Origin of the sequence: Pseudomonas sp. HY2-MNA-CIBAN-0224 (assembly GCF_040310285.1) — a bacterium.
Classification (GTDB): Bacteria; Pseudomonadota; Gammaproteobacteria; order Pseudomonadales; family Pseudomonadaceae; genus Aquipseudomonas; species Aquipseudomonas helleri.
The window spans coordinates 1-387 of the sequence record NZ_JBEOPQ010000231.1; the positions used below are offsets into that span (position 1 = coordinate 1).

Sequence of the window (387 nt, forward strand, 5' to 3'; positions counted from 1 at the left end):
GCTTATCACCGTCAAGCGTGGTCACTGATTTGATGACCTTTGCACCAGTCTCGTCATACCAGCTGACTGCATCAAGGATTTGCTTACGCTCATTAGCTTTGAGCTTAATATCGGCTTGCGTTTTGATAAAGTCAGCTATCTTTTTAGTGAACTCATTAAAGTCAGTAAATAGCGCATTGCCTATATGTACTTGGATAGCTTTGGCATGATTAAATAAAGACAGCTGATTATCCCATGTTTTGGGGTCAAGCAGCTTTTTGCGTTGACTGGCAGATAGGCTCAATTCTTCTTGCTCTAAGAATACTTTGAGCTTGTCTTTGTTAGTCTGAAAAAACCCCTTTTCATAAACGCTATCGCCATATTCACTGTGCATTTGACTCATGGCAT

General features: G+C 40.6%; 1 pseudogene. It reads right to left on the bottom strand.

Annotated features, from left to right (window positions below):
* A pseudogene (locus AAEZ03_RS26165) lies at window positions 1–373 on the bottom strand (hypothetical protein); the annotation flags it as partial.
* Between the last annotated feature and the right edge of the window lie 14 nt (window positions 374–387).